The 16,277-nt window shown below is 65.3% G+C and carries 13 protein-coding genes and 2 pseudogenes; 6 read left to right on the top strand and 9 right to left on the bottom strand.

Annotated elements, in window-relative coordinates; genetic code table 11:
- Nucleotides 1–794: MFS transporter (locus GORHZ_RS22300; RefSeq protein WP_006337203.1), on the bottom strand; the 794-nt coding region annotated here is incomplete at its 3' end.
- A 521-nt stretch (nucleotides 795–1,315) separates the two neighbouring features.
- Nucleotides 1,316–1,767: pseudogene (locus GORHZ_RS30290) on the bottom strand (IS1380 family transposase); the annotation flags it as partial.
- 553 nt (nucleotides 1,768–2,320) lie between these two features.
- Here GORHZ_RS30290 and GORHZ_RS22290 point away from each other — a divergent pair.
- The 6 genes and pseudogenes from GORHZ_RS22290 (at nucleotide 2,321) to GORHZ_RS22265 (ending at nucleotide 8,290) form a co-directional block, all read left to right on the top strand.
- On the top strand, nucleotides 2,321–3,040 hold the full coding sequence (locus GORHZ_RS22290; protein ID WP_006337201.1) for a GntR family transcriptional regulator: 720 nt from the start codon (nucleotides 2,321–2,323) through the stop codon (nucleotides 3,038–3,040).
- A 109-nt stretch (nucleotides 3,041–3,149) separates the two neighbouring features.
- A complete protein-coding gene (locus GORHZ_RS22285; RefSeq protein WP_006337200.1) occupies nucleotides 3,150–4,043 on the top strand; it encodes an alpha/beta hydrolase in 894 nt (297 codons plus the stop codon).
- The gene (locus GORHZ_RS22280) at nucleotides 4,040–5,389 is read left to right on the top strand and encodes a phenylacetate--CoA ligase family protein (RefSeq protein ID WP_006337199.1); all 1,350 of its coding nucleotides are present in this window, start codon (nucleotides 4,040–4,042) and stop codon (nucleotides 5,387–5,389) included. Before GORHZ_RS22285 ends, GORHZ_RS22280 begins: the two co-directional genes overlap by 4 nt.
- A gap of 104 nt (nucleotides 5,390–5,493) precedes the next feature.
- Complete coding sequence (locus GORHZ_RS22275; RefSeq protein ID WP_006337197.1) at nucleotides 5,494–6,432, top strand: alpha/beta hydrolase; 939 nt, start codon at nucleotides 5,494–5,496, stop codon at nucleotides 6,430–6,432.
- Nucleotides 6,429–7,243 (top strand): annotated as a pseudogene (locus GORHZ_RS32300) (SDR family NAD(P)-dependent oxidoreductase). Before GORHZ_RS22275 ends, GORHZ_RS32300 begins: the two are co-directional and overlap by 4 nt.
- 180 nt (nucleotides 7,244–7,423) lie before the next feature.
- Nucleotides 7,424–8,290, top strand: a complete 867-nt coding sequence (locus tag GORHZ_RS22265; protein WP_006337194.1) for an alpha/beta fold hydrolase — start codon at nucleotides 7,424–7,426, stop codon at nucleotides 8,288–8,290.
- 171 nt (nucleotides 8,291–8,461) lie between these two features.
- Here GORHZ_RS22265 and GORHZ_RS22260 read toward each other — a convergent pair whose 3' ends face one another.
- The 7 genes from GORHZ_RS22260 to GORHZ_RS22230 all read right to left on the bottom strand — a co-directional run bounded on the left by GORHZ_RS22260 (nucleotide 8,462) and on the right by GORHZ_RS22230 (nucleotide 16,231).
- Nucleotides 8,462–9,616, bottom strand: a complete 1,155-nt coding sequence (locus tag GORHZ_RS22260; protein WP_006337193.1) for a CaiB/BaiF CoA transferase family protein — start codon at nucleotides 9,614–9,616, stop codon at nucleotides 8,462–8,464.
- Nucleotides 9,613–10,404: an enoyl-CoA hydratase/isomerase family protein gene (locus GORHZ_RS22255; protein ID WP_006337192.1), complete on the bottom strand. Its 792-nt coding sequence runs from the start codon at nucleotides 10,402–10,404 to the stop codon at nucleotides 9,613–9,615. The genes GORHZ_RS22260 and GORHZ_RS22255 overlap by 4 nt, the downstream gene beginning before the upstream one ends.
- A gap of 25 nt (nucleotides 10,405–10,429) precedes the next feature.
- Nucleotides 10,430–11,566: a CaiB/BaiF CoA transferase family protein gene (locus GORHZ_RS22250; protein ID WP_006337190.1), complete on the bottom strand. Its 1,137-nt coding sequence runs from the start codon at nucleotides 11,564–11,566 to the stop codon at nucleotides 10,430–10,432.
- Between the two features lie 75 nt (nucleotides 11,567–11,641).
- Nucleotides 11,642–12,817 carry an acyl-CoA dehydrogenase family protein gene (locus tag GORHZ_RS22245; protein ID WP_006337188.1) on the bottom strand — a complete coding sequence of 392 codons (1,176 nt, stop codon included), beginning with the start codon at nucleotides 12,815–12,817 and terminating at the stop codon, nucleotides 11,642–11,644.
- A 10-nt stretch (nucleotides 12,818–12,827) separates the two neighbouring features.
- A complete protein-coding gene (locus GORHZ_RS22240) occupies nucleotides 12,828–14,771 on the bottom strand; it encodes an AMP-binding protein (RefSeq protein ID WP_006337186.1) in 1,944 nt (647 codons plus the stop codon).
- A 36-nt stretch (nucleotides 14,772–14,807) separates the two neighbouring features.
- Nucleotides 14,808–15,281 (bottom strand): MaoC family dehydratase, encoded by a 474-nt coding sequence (locus tag GORHZ_RS22235; protein ID WP_006337185.1) that lies wholly within the window; start codon nucleotides 15,279–15,281, stop codon nucleotides 14,808–14,810.
- A gap of 56 nt (nucleotides 15,282–15,337) precedes the next feature.
- On the bottom strand, nucleotides 15,338–16,231 hold the full coding sequence (locus GORHZ_RS22230) for an HpcH/HpaI aldolase/citrate lyase family protein (protein ID WP_006337182.1): 894 nt from the start codon (nucleotides 16,229–16,231) through the stop codon (nucleotides 15,338–15,340).
- Nucleotides 16,232–16,277 lie beyond the last annotated feature (46 nt).

Below are 16,277 nucleotides of genomic sequence, written 5' to 3'. Positions count from 1 at the left end.
GCCGAGGTTGCCGAGGCGAGCGCTTCTTTGCTCAGGTTGGCGTCGAATCCCGCGGTGATCGCGGTCTTCACGAAATCCGGGGTGAGACCAGCGGCGAAGTTGAACACGCCGGAGACCGTCATGTAGCCGACGCACAGCAGCAAGGTGATCGCCAGCAGGTTCTTTCCCAGGAGCGACGGCGCCTTCTCCGATGTGGCCAGGTCGGCGCCGGCAGCAGACTCGAACCGCCGCTCGGCGGCCTTCACGGACTCGGGCAGGCCTACGAACGCGGCGACGAACGCCGCGGCGGCCAATCCGGCGCCCAGGAGGAACAGAGCCTTCCAGTTCGAGCCGAATGCGGAGGTGATCGCGTTGGTACTCAACGCCGCCAGCACGCTGCCCACGGGATAACCGATCATCACCAGGCCAGTCGCAAGGTTCCGATACTTCGGCGCAGCCGATTCCTGGGCGGCCACCACGATGGCGACGCTGACCATGCCGATGCCGACTCCGGTGATGAACCGAGCACCCATCATGAACTCGGCGTTGGGGGACACCGCCGACAGAATGAGGCCGACACAGTTGACGGTGATGCCGACCAGTGCGATCAAGCGCCGGCCGTACCGATCGGCCAAGCGCGCGAGACCGATGGCGCCGACCGCCATGCCGACCAGTGCGAAGCTGACGATGTAGCCCTTTTCGGCCGTCGACGCGAAGTTCAGCGGATCGCCCGGATCATTCGAGTTGGTCGGCAGATTCGGCAACACGAAGCTGATGATCAACAGGTCGAATCCGTCGACCAGATTCAGGAACATACACAGCACGGCGACACCGAGGCCACGCCTGCCTACGTCGGTTGTTCCGGGTGGAGAAAATGCGCTCGCATTCATGGAGGGGTCAGCCTTTCGTCGAGGTCGGCGAAATCGCATTCCTACAAGGAGTTTTCGCCGATCCCACTGAGAGTGACACGCCGCTGACGGCCTAACAAGGGGTCACTGGCACCCCGCACACGACGCAACGAAGAATCCTTCTCGCTGATCGAGAAAGTACCAGGCCAACGTGGGCCACGAAGGGTTGCCCCTTCCGCTGGTCGAGTAAGGCTCCGAGCGCCGGCGAGGCGCCGAATCGAGGCCACTCCCTGTGTCGTACAGGTGATCTCGCTACGCTCGTCGCAAGTTCATGGCTTACCCTCGATCCACCGATCGGCTTCTGAGCATGCGGTGAATCCTGTCGGGTACGTTCGGCCAGATTGGGGTATGAGTGAGTCGCCGATCTCTGATTTCGGCGTGTTTCACCGGGTTTCGTGTTCGGGGCCGGCGAGCCGGGCGGGTTCGGGTCAGATTGTGTGTTGTCGGCTGATCACGTTGTCGAACAATTGGTTCCACTCGCTTTCCCACGGCCACCCGGCTGGCAGGTGCATCGTGATGCGTCGGGCTGAGGATGTGGGCGGGCACGCAGATCAGGATCCGCCTGATGGTGGGGGTCGTGGCTTTGGCCAGGCGTCGCCCGCCGAGACAGGCGGCGGCCCGGGTCAGGTTGAAGGCGATGACCGCGCACACCAGCCAGGCGGTGTTCGCGCAGAACTTCCCGACGGCAGATGCGCGAGCGCGGAGGCTTTCAGGTCTGCATGGACCTTCTGGACGATCGCGTGAGCGCGATGAGTCCTGTCCGCGGACACGGTGTCGAGGTCGCAGGTGGTGAAGAACGCGTGGAACCGCCACACATCGAACAAGCCGTCCCCGTCGGGATGGAGTCGGGGATACGGCGCACCACCAGCCGGCCGGGAACTCAGAGGGCTTTGGCTTTGGCTTTGGAGGTGAACGCGGTGAGCGCCATGCCGCCGGCAAGCTGATACTTGATCGTGGTCGACGACCGGGGGGCAGGACGGCATCCTGATCGAGCGCATTGATCAACTCGGCGTTGGCGAATGCGGCGCCCGGCACCGATGTGGTGCGTCCGACGCCCAGGATCGACGCCGGACCCGAGCCGCCGCCGAGATAGCAGTCCCGTAACTGCGCCACGCAGGGCGCCGGCGTCGTCGAGCGAGGCGACGGCGCATCCGATGCTGTCGAGGAGGACGCGTTTCGATTCGCGGACCACGTCGTCGGGTAGGTCAGCACTGAATTGTTGTCGAGGCAAACTCGGCGAGTTGCTCGACGATGGTTGTCGCCACTGTCGGTCCTTCCGTCGTCGGCCGGCGAGAGCGAAGCTTCCCATGTGAGCTAATGCACAATATACTATCCATTGGCCAGCGAGGCCAGGGATATCCACGGCCCGCCAGCCGTCTGCAGACAGCCTCATGAGGCATAATGTATGGAACTTCATGCTGAAAGGACCGGTTGTGACGACGCAATCTCTCTCCGCAGGTTCACTGCCGCGGGTCGGTACTCCCAAGCAGCAGCTGTCCGAGGATGTGGCCGGTTATGTTCGTGAACTGATCATCTCCGGTCGCGTGAAGCCGGGCGACTTCTTGCGCACCGAACCGATCGCCGAGGCGGTCGGGGTCAGCAACACGCCGGTGCGCGAGGGGCTGTTGTTGCTCAGCGGCGAGGGATTCGTCGAACTGGTACCCCGACGCGGATTCGTCGTCGCCGCGTTCAGCCGCCAGGATGTCCGCGACATCTTCTGGGCGCAGGCCGACCTGGCCGCCGAACTCTGCGGCCGCGCCGCCAAGCAGATCAGTGCCGCACAGCTGGATCATCTCGAAGAGGTCATGCTCAAGCACCAGGAGGCGGTGCGCAACAAGGCCGACTCGGACACCATCGTCTCCCTCGGCCACGAGTTCCACCGGACCATCAACCTGGCCGCGAACTCGCGCCGATTGGCGCTGATGCTGCGCAGCATCGTCAAGCAGTTGCCGAACCGCTTCTACAACGAGATCGAGGGCCACAGCGACGACACGATGCACGCGCATCCCGAGATCCTCGACGCGATGCGGAATCGCCGCAGCAAGGCTGCGGCCAACCTCATGCGCGACCACATCATGTCCGGCGCCGACGAACTCGTCGCGATGCTCGAGAAGCAAGGTGTCTGGGCGGACGACGTGGAGTCGACCGCCTGACCTGACGAAGCGTCATCCTCGTCCGCGTCCACAGCCACCGTTGCGATGGATTAAATATTGTGCTTCAGTGGTGACGTAATCGAGTTGGAGTTCACCACGAGGATCGACGATGACAGCGCTCACCAGCTCCGGCATCGTCGGACACTCCGTGGGATTCACCACCGACCACTTCGTGTTCGACAGTCCCGTGGTCGGTGACAGCTTCTCCGTCGCCGTCACCGCACCTGCACGCCGACGTGGCGACCTCCCCGTCATCTACGCCGCCGATGCGCACACCAACGCCGCGCCGACGATGGCCGCCGCGATGTCGCTTATGGGCGATCGACTTCGTCCAGTCCAGCCGTTCGTACTGGTGACAATCGGCTATGCGGACAACGATTTCGCTTCGTCACTGATCCGGCGGAACCGAGACTTCGTCCCACCGGATGAGGCCGTGCCAGCAGCATTGGAGCGCCATGTCTCGACGCCCGCGTACGCACAGGCGCTGGGCGGCATCGACGGCGTCGGACGATTCATGGATCGGGCACGGCACGGCCTCGCGAACCGATTTCTTGAGTTCCTGGAGCGGGAACTGCACCCGGAAATTGTCCGCCGACTCGAGTTGGGCAACCAGCACGCCGGACTGTTCGGCCACTCGTTCGGCGGCCTGTTCAGCCTCTACGCACTCACGTCTGACAGCATGTTGTTCGACAAGTACTGCGCGGCAAGTCCCGCACTCATCGCCGACGACACGACCATCACGAGTCGCTGGCACTCATTGGCCGCAGATCACCCCATTGACCTGTGCGTCACACTGAGCGAGCTCGAGATGACCGGGCCCCACGAGCTCTATCGCATCCTCGCCGCCAACACCTTGCGGTTCCTCGATCAGGCAGCGCTCAATCCGTCACCCCACGTACGACTCTCAAGTTCCATTGTCCCGGACGAGACACACTATTCGACGGTGTACGAATCGTTTCGACGCTTTGTCCGGTTCAGCTATCCCGAAAGGACGGCGACGTGAAGCCCTTCTCCGACACCTGGTGGAGCGAGATCGAGGGCGCCTCGCCCGCGGACGCAGCGCAGATCCAGAACGCACGGCTCCGCGAGCAACTCGATTATCTCAACGCGCACAGCGACTTCTATCGGACCAAGTTCGCCGAGCACGGCATCGACCCGGCGAGGGTCCGCACCGTCGAGGACCTCGCCAACCTGCCGTTCACCGAGAAGCAGGAACTGCGAGACAGCCTGGTGGCCACACCGCCATTGGGCTCTCATGTGGCGGCCGATGCCGCCGACATCGTGCAGATACAGGCGTCATCGGGCACCACCGGCAGCCCGAGTTACGTGGGGCTGACCCGCAGCGACATCACCACCTGGTGCGAACTCGGCGCTCGAGCCCTCTACGCCAACGGCTTTCGGCCAGGCGACCGGCTGCTCCACGCGTTCGGCATGAGCAAGGGGTTCGTCGGCGGACTGCCGGTCATCCAGATCCTGCAGTACATGGGCATCGTCGACATCCCGATCGGCGCCGAAGCCGGCACCGACCGACTCCTGCGGGTGCAGGCCGATCAGCGCCCGAACGCGATGATTGGCACCCCCAACTTCCTGATCCACCTCGCCGAGCAGGCCCCGACCGTCGTGGGTCGACCGGCCGACGAACTCGGCGTGCGGACGATCAGCGTCGGCGGTGAACCCGGCGGCGGTCTGCCCGCGGTGCGCGACCGCCTCGAGGTGCTGTGGGGTGCGACGACACGAGAGATGCTCGGCGGCACAGACATCGCGTGCACCTACTGGGGCGAGTGTGAGGTCGGAAACGGAATGCACTTCCTGTCAACAGATCTCATGGTGGCCGAGCTGATCAACCCGGACACCGGTGAGGTGCTCGCACCGGTCGAGGGCGCCACCGGCGAGCTCGTCTACACCGCCCTGCAACGACAGGCGTCTCCCCTGCTGCGTTTCCGCACTCGCGACAATGTGGTGGTGACCGGCACCGATTGTGAATGCGGCCGCACCGGCTACACCGTCCGCTGCGTCGGCCGCACCGACGACATGCTGATCGTCCGCGGTATCAACCTGTTCCCTTCTGCGGTCAAGGAACTCATCGTCGAGATGCGACCGGAGACGACCGGCGAGATGCGGATACGCGCCGATTTCGAGGGTCACTCCACGCAGCGCCCGCTACCTCTGGTCGTCGAGTATGCCGATGGGATCGACGACGCACGCCGGGCGGAACTCAAGCAGACGATTGAGGCACGCATCCGTTCGGCCCTGAACGTCAAGACGATTGTGGAACTCGTGCCGGACGGCACCTTGCAGCGACCGGATCATGTGAAGGTGGCGCTGGTCGAGCGGGTGGCTTCGCAGTAGACGATTCGGCGACAGGATACCGACGACAAACGTATCCGGCTACTACTGATACCCCCTGTAGCTGGCACCTGGTTCGCACCAATGGTGAGTGGTTGCGTTGAGGCATGACAGTAACCATCGAACACAAGAACTTTCACTCGCCGGGTATGGCATGGGACATCGCCGGTGACCTCTATCTGCCGAGCGACTTCGACAGCTCCGGGTCGTATCCGGCCATTGTCAGCGTCCATCCGATCGGTAGCTGCAAAGAGCAGACGTCAGGCAACATCTATGGACAAGCCCTCTCCGAGAGCGGTTACGTGGTACTCGCTTTCGACGCGAGCCACCAGGGACAGAGCGGCGGCGAACCCCGCCTCGTCGAGGACCCGACACGACGTGTCGAGGACATCCGAGTCGCCGTCGATCATCTCGTCACCCTGCCGTTCGTCGACGACGAACGGATCGGTGTGCTCGGTGTCTGCGGAGGAGGCGGCTACTCGATCAGCGCGACGATGACCGACCGTCGGATCAAGGCCGTCACCAGCATCACCGGCGTCAACTTCGGGCGACTGTCCCGCGAGTCCTTCAGCGGTTACGACCCGATCGGCGCCATGGAGACGATGGGCCGGCAACGGAGCGCCGAGGCCCGCGGCGAGCAGACGCGCATCGACAACCTCCTTCCGGAATCCGTCGACACCGCCAAAGCCAACGGGATCAACGACATCGACGTCCTCGAAGCCACCGACTACTACAAGACGCCACGCGGCCAACAGCCCGGCGGTGCAACAAGCGCCGCCTTCTCGCGGCGAACTGCGGCCATGGGATGGGACGCATTCAGCCATGCCGAACAGTTGCTGACCCAGCCCCTGCTCGTCGTGATCGGTGACAAGCCAGGCGGATTCGGTGCATACCGCGATGGCCAGGAGATCTACGGACGGGCCGCGTCGCCGGACAAGGAACTCTTGGTGCTACCCGGCGTCTCTCACTACGAACTCTACGATCAGCCGGAGCCGACGGCGCAGGCGATTGCGAAGGCCGTCGAGTTCTTCGGGAAGCACCTGTGAACACGTCCAGGACCGTCCTCATCACCGGCGCATCATCCGGATTCGGCGCCGCGCTCGTCGATGCCTTCGCCGACGCCGGCTGGGCGGTGGCGGCGACGATGCGCACTCCTGAAAAAGCGCCGGCACGCTTTGCCGGCATCGACAACGTCACCGTCTACCGTCTCGATGTCACCGATGACGAGGCGGTGGCAGCAACGGTCAACCAGATCGAGCACCATCACGGTGCAATTGCGGTGCTGCTCAACGTTGCCGGTTACGTCGTGCAGGGAACGCTGGAAGAACCGAGCTCGATCAGATCCGTACCCAGCTCGAGACCAACGTCGTGGGTCTCGCGTCGGTGATCAAGGCCGTCCTCCCCCAGATGCGCCGCGCCCGCCACGGGCACATCATCAACTTCTCCTCGGGCGGAGGGTTGATCGGCGTGCCCCGCCTCGACGCGTATGTCGCCTCGAAATTCGCGGTTGAGGGCCTCAGCGAGGCCCTTTCGCGAGATCTCGCCCATCTCGGTGTCCACGTGACCATCGTCGAGCCCGGTGTGTTCCAGACCGGACTGGGCGGGTCAGCCGTCGGCGCCGCGAACCCCATCGCCGACTATGACGCCGCATCCGCGCTCCTGCCGGATCTCTACGACTGGACGCCCGGCAATCTCGACGCGGCCGCCGCCGCCATCGAGGCGATCGCCGACAAACCCGACGCCCCGCTGCGGCTGTATGTCGGCCACGGCCTGGACGACGTGCAACGCCACTACCGGCAACGGATGGACGCGTGGGACCAGACGGCGCCGATCACCGCCACGACGCTCAGCGGTTAGCCGGATCAGGTTGGTCACCGACGACTCCCCACTTGTGAACTCGGCACGGTGTTCGTTGAAGAACTCGACGTTTGTGTCGAGCACGTCTCCTCTCTGCGCTCATTCTCCGCCACCAGGCCGTCTGTGGCCCAGATCAGTGAGACGAGTGGATAGGCCAGATGGGTCGCCTAGGATCAGTGCATGGTCGACATTAGTGCACAAAATATTTCCTACGAGATGAACGGCCTGCAGATCTGCGGCGATCGCTGGGTCGGCGAGCGCTCATCGGATCATGTCTCGCCGATCGTTCTGCTACACGGCGGCGGGCAGACCCGGCACTCATGGGATCGCAGTGCGGCTGCCCTGGCGCAGCGCGGGTATGACGTCTACAGCCTCGACCTGCGAGGACACGGTGACAGTGACTGGGCGCCGGACAAGGATTACGCGATCGGCGCCTTCGTCGGCGATCTGGTCGAGTTCGTCAAGACGCTCGATGCGGCCCCGATTCTGGTGGGCGCCTCACTCGGCGGCATCACCAGTCTGTGCACGGTCGGCGAGCATCCCGGCATCGCGACGGCCCTGATCCTGGTGGATGTGGTGGTCGACGTGGAACCCGCCGGCATCGACCGCATCAAGAAGTTCATGACCACTCATGTCGACGGCTTCGCCACTCTCGACGAGGTCGCCGACGCGGTCGCGGCGTACAACCCGGAACGCAAACGAACCCGCAACCTCGACGGCCTGCGCAAGAATGTGCGGCAGCACGACGACGGCCGTTGGTATTGGCATTGGGACCCCGAGTTCATCCGCTCCGACGACGACGAACCCCGCCGCCACACCGACCCTGCACGTCTGACCGCCGCCGCCCGCCAGGTCACGGTGCCGACGTTGATCGTGCGCGGCGGCAAGTCCGACGTGGTCAGTGACGCCGGTATCGCGAGCATGCTGAAGCTGGTGCCGCACGGCGAGGTCGCCGACGTCAGCGCCGCGGGCCACATGGTCGCCGGTGACGACAATCAGGTGTTCGCGGCCGCCATCGAATCGTTCTTGGAGCGACACCGGCTCTGACTCGCCAAGGCTTCGTCACGCGTCGGGCTCGCTGCGCTCGCCCGTCGCTCCTCAGCCATCGGTAGTCGCGACCCAACGAGCGAACGTCACCCCCGGCCCGTGAGGTGCGAGGCGCCGGCGACCCCGATCCCTGAGGTGCGAGGCGCCAGCCGAGCCACGAAGGGGCGCGACTCAGCCGAACTCGGCCCGCACCGCCTCGGTGTGTTCTCCCAACGCGGGCACCCAACCCGACCGCACTTCCCAATCTCGCGCCAGCGCCGGGTGTTTGAGCGCCGGCACCGGACCCGACGGGGTGCCGATGTCGCGCCAGCGACCGCGTTCGGCGAGCTGGGGGTGTTGCGCCAGGTCGGCGACGGTGTTCAGCCGGGAATTGCCGATGCCGGCCTCGTCGGCGAGCTTCTGGATGTCGGCGAGACTCCGTTGCGCACACCACTCCCCGACCACGGCATCGAGCGCGGCACGTTCGCGGACGCGGTCGTCGTTGTGCGCGTAGCGCGGGTCGTCGGCGAGCTCGGAGCGGCCGATCATCGTCGCCAGCCTGGACCATTCACGATCATTGGTGGTGCCGAGCACCGCGGTCTGACCGTCTGCGGTCGGGTACGCACCGTACGGAGCGATCATGGGTGAGCCCATCCCGACCGGTTCGGGTTCGGTGCCGCCATGGAGGTAGCCGTTCAATGCGAAACCCATCATCTCGGCCACGGTGTCGAGCATGGCGATCGGGATGATCGCACCGCGTCCGGTCTTTTCGCGATCGTAGAGTGCCGCGAGGATGGACGAGTACGCGTAGAGAGCGGTGCCGATGTCGGCTGCCGGGATACCGGGCTTGGCCGGATGACCCGGCGTTCCGGTGATGGCACAGGACCCGCCCTCGGATTGGATCAGCAGATCGTAGGCACGCTTGTGATCCAGCGGGCCGCCGGTACCGTAGCCGGAGATGTCGACGATGATCAGGCGTGGGAATCGTTGCGCCAGTTCATCGGTACCGAGTCCGAGTCGGCCCAGTGCGCCGGGCGCGAGGTTGGACACGATGACGTCGGCGGTCTGCAGAATGCGGTTCAACACCCCGAGGTCGGCCTCGGCCTTGAGGTCGAGGGTGACCGATTCCTTGCCGTGGTTGAGCCACACGAAGTGCGCGGACATCCCGCCGACGACGGTGTCATAGTGCCGTGTGGAGTCACCGAATCCGGGGTTCTCCACCTTGATCACCCGGGCACCGAGGTCGGCGAGGTGGCGGGTGCACAGCGGCGCGGAGATCGCCTGTTCCAGTCCGACGACGGTGATGCCGTCCAGTGGTCTTCTGCGGATAGGGGGTCGTGTACTCATGGGAAATTCGGCTCCCGCTTCTCACGGTGTGAGGCCACACCTTCGATCACTTCGGGGCCCCCGAACCCGTAGAACTCCAGCCCCCAGGAGGCGTCGAAGATCGGCATCGCCTGCCGGTACCAGTTGTTGAGGGAGTGCTTGGTCAGTTGGATCGAACTGCGCGCACCCTTGGCGAGTTTCTGGGCGATCTCCATGGCCTTGTCCTGGACCTGATCGTCGTCGACGCACAGGGAGACCATGCCGATGCGTTCGGCCTCTTCGCCGGTAAGGATCTCATTACTAAGCAGGTGATACTTGGCCTTGGCCATGCTCATCATCATGGGCCAGACGATGGCGGCGTGATCACCGGCAGCGACGCCGAGCCGCACGTGGCCGTCGACGATCTTGGCCTTGCGTCCGGCCACCGAGATGTCGGCGAGCACCGCGCAGACCAGGCCGGCGCCGGCGGCCGGCCCGTTGATCGCGGAGATGATCGGTTGCGGACATTCGATGATGTTGCGCACCAGATCTCGCGCCTCCCGCATCACGCGGCTGCGCGACGTGAAGTCTCCGACCATCTCTTCGACGAGATCGAACGAGCCGCCCGCGGAGAACGCTTTCTCTCCGGCGCCCCGAATCACCACGACACGGGTGTCGTCGTCCTTGGCGATCGCCTGCCACACGTCGGTGAGGTCGGTGTGCATCTGCGGGCCAACCGCATTGAGATTGGGAGCATCCAGCACGATCCGCAGCACGCCGTCGGAGGGACGGTCGATCTGCAGGGTGGTGAACTCGTCGTAACTCTTCATCGAGATTCCTTGCCGAGTCGGAGGATCAGTAGGGCACCGGGACGTCTGCATGTCCCCAGTCGGCGGCGACGTCATCGGCAGACCGGAGACCCAACGGCGGACGGGCCGGTCCACGTGCGGGTGTCCGGCTCAAGCGAGGGGCCGGCGCCGAATGCAGCACGCCGTCCACAGTGCCATACATATTGCGTGCCAGGTTGTGCGGCGACACGGCCGCCTCATCGAAGGTCAGGACCGGGGTGACGCAGGAGTCGGTGCCCTCGTAGATGCGCGCCCACTCGTCGCGCGGACGCTGCTTGACGGAATCGGCGATGACTTCTCGCAGCCGGTTCCAGCCGCGGCGGTCGTTCTGTTCCGGCCAGTCCGACGTGTCCACCCCGAGCCGGGAGATGAACTCGCGGTAGAAGTCCGGTTCGAGGGCTCCGACTGCGATGTAGCCGCCATCGGCGCACCGATAGGTGTCGTAGAAGGGGGCACCGGAATCCAGGAAGTTGGTGCCCGGATCGTCGGAGTAGAGACCCGCGGCCCGCAGGCCCTGGAGCTTGGCGGTCAGTAGTGCGACGCCATCGATCATGGCGGCGTCGATCACCTGGCCCTCGCCGGAGGTCCTGGCTTCGACCAGTGCACAGGCGATTCCGTAGGCTGCCGTCATACCGCCACCGGCGTAGTCGCCGAGCAGGTTGATCGGCGGGCGTGGCGCTTCACCATGCCGAGCCATCGCGTGCAGGGCGCCGGTCTGTGCGACGTAGTTGATGTCGTGCCCGGCGTCGTGCGCGAGCGGACCGGTCTGGCCGTAGCCGGTCATCCGGACATAGATGAGCCGAGAGTTCTGCTTTCGCAACACCTCCGGCCCGAGACCGAGGCGCTCCACCACACCCGGGCGGTAGCCTTCGATGAACACGTCAGCCGCCCTGGCCAGGTCGATGACCTGCTCGACACCGGCCGGGTCCTTCAAGTCGACGGCGATCGAGTCGACATGACGGTTGACCGGATCGGCGTCGTCGCGCAGCGCATCGGTCTGGCTCAGCGCCCGTGCGCTGCGATGCGGCGGCCGGATCACGCGCACCACGTGGGCGCCCATGTCGGCCAACAGCATCGAGACGTAGGGAACCGGACCCATGCCGGCGAGGACGAGCACACGAACTCCGTGCAGTGGTCCGGTCATGATATGTCTCCTGAGGTGGGTGGGTGCCCGGCGCCCCCTGGAGGCAGTAGGACGCCGGGCAGTCTGGTGGGTGAATCAGTACGAACGGGGCAGGCCGAGGACCTGTTGAGAGATGTAGTTGCGCACCATCTCCTGCGAGAACGGGGCGTTGCGCAGCAGTCGCACCTCACGCCACAGGCGCTCGATGTGATACTCCCTGGCGTAGGCGTAGCCGCCGAGCGTGGAGAACGCGCGGTCACACGCTTCGAACCCGGCCTCGGCTCCCAGATACTTCGCGGCGGCCGCCTCGTGACCGCACTCCTTGTGCTCGTCGAACAACTTCGCGGCGTGCATGGCCATCCGTTCGGCGGCCTCGAGACGAATCCACGAGTCGGCCAACGGATGTGCGACAGCCTGGTTCTGGCCGATCGGGCGGTCGAACACGACGCGGTTCTTGGCGTACTCGGTGCCGATCTCCAGGGCGGCGCGACCGAGGCCGACGCCTTCCATCGCGACGACGATGCGCTCCGGGTTGAGGCCGTCGATGATGTAGTAGAAGCCCTTGCCGACCTCGCCGACCACGTCCTCGTCGGCGACGAAGAGGTTGTCGATGAACAGCTCGTTGGTGTCGATCGCGGCACGGCCGAGCTTGTCGATCTCACGTACGGTGACGTGCTCGCGGTTCATCTCGGCGAAGAAGATGGTCATGCCGCTCAACGGCTTTGCGTCGTCGCGCGGCGACGTGCGGGCCAGCAGCAGGATGCGGTCGGCGTTCTGCGCATTGGTGATGAACACCTTCTGCCCGTTGATGACCCAGCCGCCGTCGACCTTGGTTGCCTTGGTCTTGATGCGCGAGGTATCCACGCCCGCAGTCGGTTCGGTGATGCCGAAGGCGGTCAGCATCTCACCCGATGCCAGCTTGGGCAGATACTTCTTCTTCATCTCCTCCGAGCCGTAGCGCACGATCGGGGCCGGCGGGAAGACGTAGAAGTGGATGGCCGAGCCGCCGCTCATGCCGCCGCCGGAGGCGGAGATCTCGCCCATCATGACCGCGGCCTCCTGCAGGCCGAGCCCGATGCCGCCGTACTCTTCGGGGATCATCGCGCCCAGCCAGCCACCGTCGGCGAAGGCCTTCACGAAATCCCACGGGTACTTGTGGTTCTTGTCGCAGTCGAGCCAGTAGTCGTAGTCGAACTTACGGGCCAGTTCCCGCGTGGTGTTGCGGATCAGGTCCAGGTCGGGGGCATCGACACGGTCGTCGGTGGTGGTCATGGGTCTCTCCTCAATTCGATTGGGTCGGGATGTCTTCGAGTGGGGTGGCCGGATCGAGCGACGACATGTCGCCGGCTGACTGCCCGAGGTAACGGGCGCGGATCGCGCGTCGCATGATCTTGCCGTTCTTGGTTTTCGGCAGGGTCGGCACCACGACGACGGCGGGCGCAAAGGATTTGCCCGCGTTGGTCGCTGCCGTGGCCTCCAGGTCGGCATGCTCGGCGTCGGACTTGAGCACCACGAATGCGACTGCACGCTGGCCGCGCATCTCGTCGGGTACTCCGATGACGGCCACCTCGGCGACCCGCGGATCACGCAGCACCGCGGTTTCGATCTCGGCGGGGCCGACGCGTCGTCCGGACAGCTTGAGCGTGTCGTCGGAGCGTCCGTGGATGCGCCACATACCCTCGGCGTCCACGCTGGCAAGGTCGCCGTGAATCCACACCCCGTCGAACCGCTGCCAGTAGGTGGCCAGGTAGCGGTCGTGGTCACCCCAGAAGCTGTGTGTCATCCCGGGGAAGGTATTGCGGACGGCCAGTTCGCCGATCTCGCCGACCACCGCCTCGCCGTTGTCGTCAAGCACCGCGGTGTCGATGCCGGGCAGCGGCCCGTTGAAGGCTGCGGCCGCTGCCGGGAAGCACGGGTAGCCGACCAGGAGTCCGCCACCCACTTCGGTTCCGCCGCTGTAGTTGATGATCGCGCGGCGCTTGCCGCCGAAGTCGTCGAACAGCCACCACCAGGTGGGGTCATCCCAGGCTTCGCCGGTGGAGACAAAGGATTTCAGTGTCGGGACGTCGACGATGGCCTCGTCGCCGGCCGCCCGCAGGGCGCGGGCCGCGGTGGGTGCGATTCCCTGGACGGTGACGCCATTGCGGTTGACCACATCCCACATGCGGGTCGGCGACGGATAGGTCGGCAAACCCTCGATCATCACAATCGTCGCGCCGAGCTGCAGCGGACCGGTCATCAGCATCGGGCCGACGAGCCAGCCGAGGTCGGTGATCCAGCAGACCACGTCGTCGTCGTGCACGTCGAATCCGTAGGCGAAGTCGATGGCTGTCTTGAGCGCGAATCCCCCGTGCGAGTGGACGATTCCCTTGGGACGCCCGGTGGTGCCGGAGGTGTAGACGATGCACAGCGGGTCGTTGGCGTCGGTCGCCACCGTCTCCACCGGTGCCGGGTTGGCGGGCAGTTCGTCGTAGTAGACGTCGCGGCCGGACTGCATCGGCACGTCGGCACCGAGATGCCGGATGACGACGACCGAACGCACCGACGGTGAATCGGCCACGGCCGCATCCGCGGTGGACTTCATGTCGATCTGCTTGCCGCGGCGGGTGGTGCCGTCGGCAGTGATCAGCGCGACCGCATCCGAGTCCTGCAGCCGGGTGGCCAGGGCGTCGGCGGCGTAGCCGCTGAACGTCGGCACGGTGATCGCGCCGAGCTGTGCGATGGCGAGGAACGCGACCACGGCTTCGGGGACGACCGGCATGAAGAGTGCCACGCGGTCACCGCGGCCGACACCGAGTCCGGCGAGGTTGGCAGCGAAACGCCGCACCTGCGTGTCGAGTTCGGCGAAGGTCAGCGTGCGTCGCTGGCCGCCGTCGCCCTCGTAGACCACCGCGGTCTTGTCGGCGTATGTGCCGGTGGCGTGGCGGTGTGCGCACAGCGTGGCGACGTTGATCTGACCACCGGTGAACCACTGCGGGAATTGTTTGCCAGCGGATTCGTCGAGCGCCGCGGTGAAGTCGGTGGCGAACTCGACGTCGAGGTCCGCCGCAGCGGCCCGCCAGAACCAGTCCGGGTCGGCGATCGCCTTCCTGTTCAACTCTTCGAATCCCGCGCGGTCGTCGGCGAAGCCCCACTTGCGCAGTGCGGCCAGCAGCCGGCTGCGTTTCTTGATCGCGTCGTCCGGGGTCCAGGCGATGTCGGTGGATAACACCTGGGTGTCTGCCATGTCGGAATCACTCCACTCGTTGCGGTCGGGGGCCGGTCAGGCCGGCTGTGCCTGCGCCAGGCTGGATTTCTTGATCATCAGGCCGACGCGGGTGGTATCACAGACGACCTCGTCACGCTGGTTGATGCCCTGGTGCCGGAAGGTGACGATGCCGGAGTCGTCGCGGCTCTTGGATTCGCGGACCGCGATGATCTCGGTGCGCACGCGGATGGTGTCGCCGTGGAACACCGGCTTGGGGAACTTGGTCTCCTGGAAGCCCAGGTTGCCCAGGGTGGTTCCGTAGGTGGTCTCGTGCATCGAGATGCCGCAGACCAAGCCGTGGACGAACAGGCTGTTCATCAGGCGCTGTCCGTGGATGGAGTTCTTGGAGTACTCGGCATCCAGGTGCAGCGGCGCCATGTTGAGGGTCATCGTCGAGAACAGCACGTTGTCGGTCTCGGTGACGGTGCGTCGCACCTCGTGCTCGATGACCTGACCGGGCTCGAACTCTTCGAAATACAGACCGGGCATGATGGGTGTCCTTTCAGGAAAATATTGTGCTTTAGAGGATGGTAAAAGGGGTCGCGCTACGCGTTCGCGCCCACCGCATCGGCAAGCGCGATGACGCCTTCGGCGGTCTTCACGTGCGCGATGTCGATGTGCTGTCCCTCGAAATCGACTGCCGCACTACCGTTTGCCTCGGCCTCGCGGAAGGCGTCGATCATCCGGCGGTAGCGGTCGACCAGTTCGGGTTCGGGGGTGAACACCTCGTTGGAGATGGCGATGTGCGACGGGTGGATGCACACCATGCCGCGGTAGCCGAGCTGCCGGTTGTCCAGGCAGAACGTCCGCATACCGTCGAGGTCCTTGATGTCCTGCCAGACGCCGGCGACCGGATGGTGGAGGCCCGCGGCACGCGCAGCCAGGACGATTCGGCTGCGCAGATACAGGGTTTCGAGGCCGCCGGGGGTGAACTCGAAGCCCAGTTCGCGGCCGACGTCAGCGCTGGGGCCGGTGGCGCCGAGCAGGCTCGAGACGCGCGGGCTGGCCGCGGCGATCTCTTCGCAGTGCGCCATCGACACAGCGGTCTCGTAGCTGACGATCAGGCCGACGGTGCCGGGTTCGAGGCCGCGCACCTCTTCGAGGTGGGTGACCACCGCGTCGATGCGGACGATCTCCTCTGCGTCGAACACCTTGGGCAGGAACAGGCCCGCCAGTCCGGGGCGGACGACGGTCTCGAGATCTTGCGCCTGGATGCCGCTGCTCTTGCTGTTGGGACGAACCCACACGTCGGCGCGGATGCCGTCGCTATGCAGGCGGTCGATGGTGGCGGCGACCGTGACGCGTGCCTCGTCCTTGTCGGCGACGGGTACCGAGTCCTCGAGGTCGAGGATCACCGCGTCGGCGCCCGACGCGATGCCCTTGTCGGCCCAGCTGGGTTTGTGGCCGGGGACGAACAGCATGGAACGGTAGGGATTCACGGTTTCTCCTTCGTGGGAATGGTCAGATCACGCTGTGTGGGAAAGG

It is taken from the genome of Gordonia rhizosphera NBRC 16068, from assembly GCF_000298195.1.
Taxonomy (GTDB): domain Bacteria; phylum Actinomycetota; class Actinomycetes; order Mycobacteriales; family Mycobacteriaceae; genus Gordonia; species Gordonia rhizosphera.
This window is presented reverse-complemented; position numbering and strand designations above follow the sequence as displayed.

Coding starts and splice junctions, on each gene's coding strand:
- GORHZ_RS22255 (WP_006337192.1), bottom strand. CDS start 10,404: ATGAAGAGTTACGACGAGTTCACCACCCTGCAGATCGACCGTCCCTCC.
- GORHZ_RS22235 (WP_006337185.1), bottom strand. CDS start 15,281: ATGCCCGGTCTGTATTTCGAAGAGTTCGAGCCCGGTCAGGTCATCGAG.
- GORHZ_RS22275 (WP_006337197.1), top strand. CDS start 5,494: ATGACAGTAACCATCGAACACAAGAACTTTCACTCGCCGGGTATGGCA.
- GORHZ_RS22240 (WP_006337186.1), bottom strand. CDS start 14,771: ATGGCAGACACCCAGGTGTTATCCACCGACATCGCCTGGACCCCGGAC.
- GORHZ_RS22285 (WP_006337200.1), top strand. CDS start 3,150: ATGACAGCGCTCACCAGCTCCGGCATCGTCGGACACTCCGTGGGATTC.
- GORHZ_RS22265 (WP_006337194.1), top strand. CDS start 7,424: ATGGTCGACATTAGTGCACAAAATATTTCCTACGAGATGAACGGCCTG.
- GORHZ_RS22260 (WP_006337193.1), bottom strand. CDS start 9,616: ATGAGTACACGACCCCCTATCCGCAGAAGACCACTGGACGGCATCACC.
- GORHZ_RS22245 (WP_006337188.1), bottom strand. CDS start 12,817: ATGACCACCACCGACGACCGTGTCGATGCCCCCGACCTGGACCTGATC.
- GORHZ_RS22250 (WP_006337190.1), bottom strand. CDS start 11,566: ATGACCGGACCACTGCACGGAGTTCGTGTGCTCGTCCTCGCCGGCATG.